The following is a 3,238-nucleotide window of genomic DNA, read 5'->3' as shown; positions in this document are numbered from 1 at the left end:
AGGAGAGCACGCCACCTCTTGGCGTTAACCGGATTTCTTTTGGGCCTCCGGGTCAACGAATAGCAAGTTCCACCTTCGAATAGGCTCAAAGCCAATTCAGAATCTTGAGTTCGTTCAGGCTTTCGGCGCTTACCGGCTGGCGCGAGACCGAATCAGCGAACGAGAGAAATCTGTGATGATTCCTGCCACGATAAATCCGAATGCAGGTAACCAGGTGATCGCCCATCCGGAGAAAACCATTGTTTCGCGATCCCGTAGGAATATCGCCAGCAAAGGCCAAAGAAAACCTAAGGCCACGCCTACGAGAATGAAGGCAGAGTGGCTCTTTGGAGATGCTGTTGCGGGAAAGGACTCCGCATATTCTGCAGGAGATCCAAAGTTGGCTGTCGCGTCTTCGTAGCTGGTGGCTTCGGACTCGACCTCTCTGGCTATATCGCGGATGGTGGCCGTATCCACGTTTCGTAGTGAAAGGCTGTAGCGCAGTTCGTCGATGTAGGTTTTGAGGTTACTTTCCATGGAAGGCTCCTAATTGAACTGTTCTAACCAGTTTTTGACTGATTTCAGGGTCTGATGACCCTGCTTGGTGATTTCGAAGATTTTGCGTGCGGGTCCGCGAGCGGTGATTTGCCAGTCGGAGACGATGTCCCCGGACTCTTCCATGGTTCGAAGCAGTGGGTATAAAGTCCCGCTCTTGATGCCAGGCACTCCGAGCTCTTCGAGCTTAGCCAGCATGGAGTATCCGTGTTCGGGTTTTTCTGCCAGGAAGCTTAGAAGAACGACCGGAAGCATGGAACGCTTCACCTGTGGAAGTACTCTGCTCTGTGACATGACTTAAGTATGAATCCTACATAGGTGCATTTCTATCCTTCGTTCGGATGATCTTGGCTTAGCAGCATCCGGCGATTCAATTCCGAGCCGGAACTGGTCATGGTCACTTAGAAGTGGCTAACATTTCACCAGATCGTCTTGCGTCCAATGCGTCATAATCATTGGCTTGGCCAATTTGCAGCAATAGCCTCGAAGATGAGTACGTCCAAAGCCAGCACGATCGAGAGAAGCGGTGGAACAAATGGGTTTTGCGTATGCGGATCCTGAAGTATTGACCGAGGCGCAACGCGAAGCTGTGGCAGAGCATCAGCGCCGTGTGCAAAGCGAGTCCCGGCGCCTGTCGTTGCGTGCCCTGCGCGAAGAAGCAGAACTGAGCCAAGTAGAACTTGCCACCGTGCTGAAGCTGAGCGTGGACCGCATCGCCCGCATGGAGACCGGGGACCTTGATCGAGTCCAGCTGGCCACCCTGCGCCGCTACGCAGAAGCCATGGGCGCCCGCCTGCAAGTGAAAGCGATCCGCGAGGGCACGCACGCCGAACTTGGCTAGTGATCGAGCTCCCGGCGGTCGCTGCCAAGCTGCCATTCCTGACCGACCGGTCAGCGCAAATAGAGCGCACCTCATCGATAAATATGCCACCCATCGCGCAGAAGCGCACAGCGAGGCCTGAATCACTGTGCCGACCAGCTAAAGTATTCCGGTGAGACGCGGGTTATAGACCTGTGTCACAAGGAAGTTCTGAAGGGGTTATTTTGCACGAACGTATTCACCACCGGGCCTTTGCTGATCGCTTGATGAGCGCCGAGCAAGCTGCAGAGTTCATTAAGCCAGGCATGACTGTCGCCATGAGCGGCTTTACCGGTGCAGGATACCCGAAGGCCGTGCCCGGGGCGCTGGCAGCTCAGATGGAGCGCCAGCACGCTGCGGGCAAGAACTTCAAGATCAACGTGCTTACCGGCGCCTCCACCGCCCCTGAGCTTGATGGCGTGCTGGCCAAGGCCGAAGGCATGAACCTGCGCCTGCCGTACATGTCCGACCCCGAGCTGCGCCGCCGCATCAACGAGGGCAACATGGAATACATGGACATCCACCTGTCCCATGTCGCCCAGCACGCCTGGTTCGGCTTCTACGGCAAGATCGACTTGGCCATCGTCGAAGTTGTCGGCGTCACCGCCGAGGGCGACTTGATCCCTTCCAGCTCGGTGGGCAACAACAAGACCTGGCTGGAGATGGCCGACAAGATCATCATCGAGGTCAATTCCCAGCAGTCTGCGGCCATGGAGGGCATGCACGATGTCTACTACGGCACCGCACTGCCTCCGCACCGCAAGCCGATCGACCTGAGAACCGTGCGTGACCGCATCGGCCAGCAGTACATGGACGTCGACGTCAACAAGATCGTCGCCGTCGTGGAAACCGACGCGCCAGACCGCCTGAGCCCCTTCGCCCCGGTGGACGAGACCAGCGAGAAGATCGCCGATCACCTGCTGACCTTCCTGGATTCCGAGATCCGGGCCGGACGCCTGTCCGAGAAGCTGCTCCCGCTGCAGTCGGGCGTGGGCAATATCGCCAACGCAGTGCTCGCTGGCCTGGCCCGTGGCGGCTACAAGGGCCTGACCGCCTATACCGAGGTCATCCAGGACGGAATGCTGGAGCTGATCAAGGACGGGACCATCGAGTTCGCCTCTGCCACCAGCTTCTCGCTGTCTTCGGAGGGCATCGAGGAATTCAACCGCAACGTCGACCACTACCGCGAGCGCATCCTGCTGCGCGCCCAGGAGATCTCGAACCACCCGGAGATCATCCGCCGGCTGGGCTGCATTGCGCTGAACGGCATGATCGAAGCCGACATCTACGGCAACGTGAATTCCACCAACGTGCTGGGATCGCACGTGATGAACGGCATCGGCGGCTCGGGCGACTTCGCCCGCAACGGCTACCTGTCGGTGTTCATGTCCCCGTCGACCGCCAAGGGCGGCAAGATCTCGGGCATCGTTCCTTTTGCTTCGCATGTGGACCACACCGAGCACGACACCATGATCCTGATTACCGAACAGGGCCTGGCCGACCTGCGCGGCCACTCGCCAAAGCAGCGTGCGCAGCTGGTCATCGATAACTGCGCCCACCCGGAGTACCGCCCGATGCTGCAGGACTACTTCGACCGTGCGTGCAAGGACAGCTACGGCAAGCACACCCCGCACCTGCTGGGCGAGGCCCTGTCCTGGCACCAGCGCTTCCAGGAGACCGGAGACATGCGCCCGGCCAGCTAGTCGCCGGCCAGGCGGGGATCGATGCGCAGGATGCGGTCATCGCCCGCCCCTGGCTGGCCGCGCCCGTCGGTATTGTTGGTCAGCACCAGCAGTGCGCCGTCAGGATCCACTAGCACGTCGCGTAGCCGGCCGAGCCGGCCAT

4 protein-coding genes and 1 pseudogene are annotated in these 3,238 nt (G+C 59.2%); 2 read left to right on the top strand and 3 right to left on the bottom strand.

The annotated features are described in order from the left end of the window. Positions 1–129: 129 nt before the first annotated feature. Positions 130–516 (bottom strand): hypothetical protein, encoded by a 387-nt coding sequence (locus ACNPN0_RS15760; RefSeq protein ID WP_105656587.1) that lies wholly within the window; start codon positions 514–516, stop codon positions 130–132. A gap of 9 nt (positions 517–525) precedes the next feature. Next, the gene (locus ACNPN0_RS15755; protein ID WP_105656586.1) at positions 526–828 is read right to left on the bottom strand and encodes a PadR family transcriptional regulator; all 303 of its coding nucleotides are present in this window, start codon (positions 826–828) and stop codon (positions 526–528) included. Positions 829–1,069: 241 nt separating this feature from the next. Between ACNPN0_RS15755 and ACNPN0_RS15750 the strand changes: the two genes are divergently transcribed. Then, positions 1,070–1,375 (top strand): helix-turn-helix domain-containing protein, encoded by a 306-nt coding sequence (locus ACNPN0_RS15750; RefSeq protein ID WP_105656585.1) that lies wholly within the window; start codon positions 1,070–1,072, stop codon positions 1,373–1,375. 203 nt (positions 1,376–1,578) lie between these two features. Continuing rightward, positions 1,579–3,096: an acetyl-CoA hydrolase/transferase family protein gene (locus tag ACNPN0_RS15745; protein WP_448938131.1), complete on the top strand. Its 1,518-nt coding sequence runs from the start codon at positions 1,579–1,581 to the stop codon at positions 3,094–3,096. Here the strand turns inward: ACNPN0_RS15745 and ACNPN0_RS15740 are convergent. Then, a pseudogene (locus ACNPN0_RS15740) lies at positions 3,093–3,238 on the bottom strand (PQQ-dependent sugar dehydrogenase); the annotation flags it as partial. The gene ACNPN0_RS15745 and the pseudogene ACNPN0_RS15740 overlap by 4 nt on opposite strands.

The organism is Glutamicibacter sp. AGC84 (assembly GCF_053543575.1).
Note: the sequence above shows the minus strand (reverse complement) of the source record. Positions and strands in the feature narration are given on the sequence as shown.

Excerpts from the sequence above, each read along its gene's own strand:
- ACNPN0_RS15760 (WP_105656587.1), bottom strand. The coding sequence starts at position 516 with ATGGAAAGTAACCTCAAAACCTACATCGACGAACTGCGCTACAGCCTT.
- ACNPN0_RS15755 (WP_105656586.1), bottom strand. The coding sequence starts at position 828 with ATGTCACAGAGCAGAGTACTTCCACAGGTGAAGCGTTCCATGCTTCCG.
- ACNPN0_RS15750 (WP_105656585.1), top strand. The coding sequence starts at position 1,070 with ATGGGTTTTGCGTATGCGGATCCTGAAGTATTGACCGAGGCGCAACGC.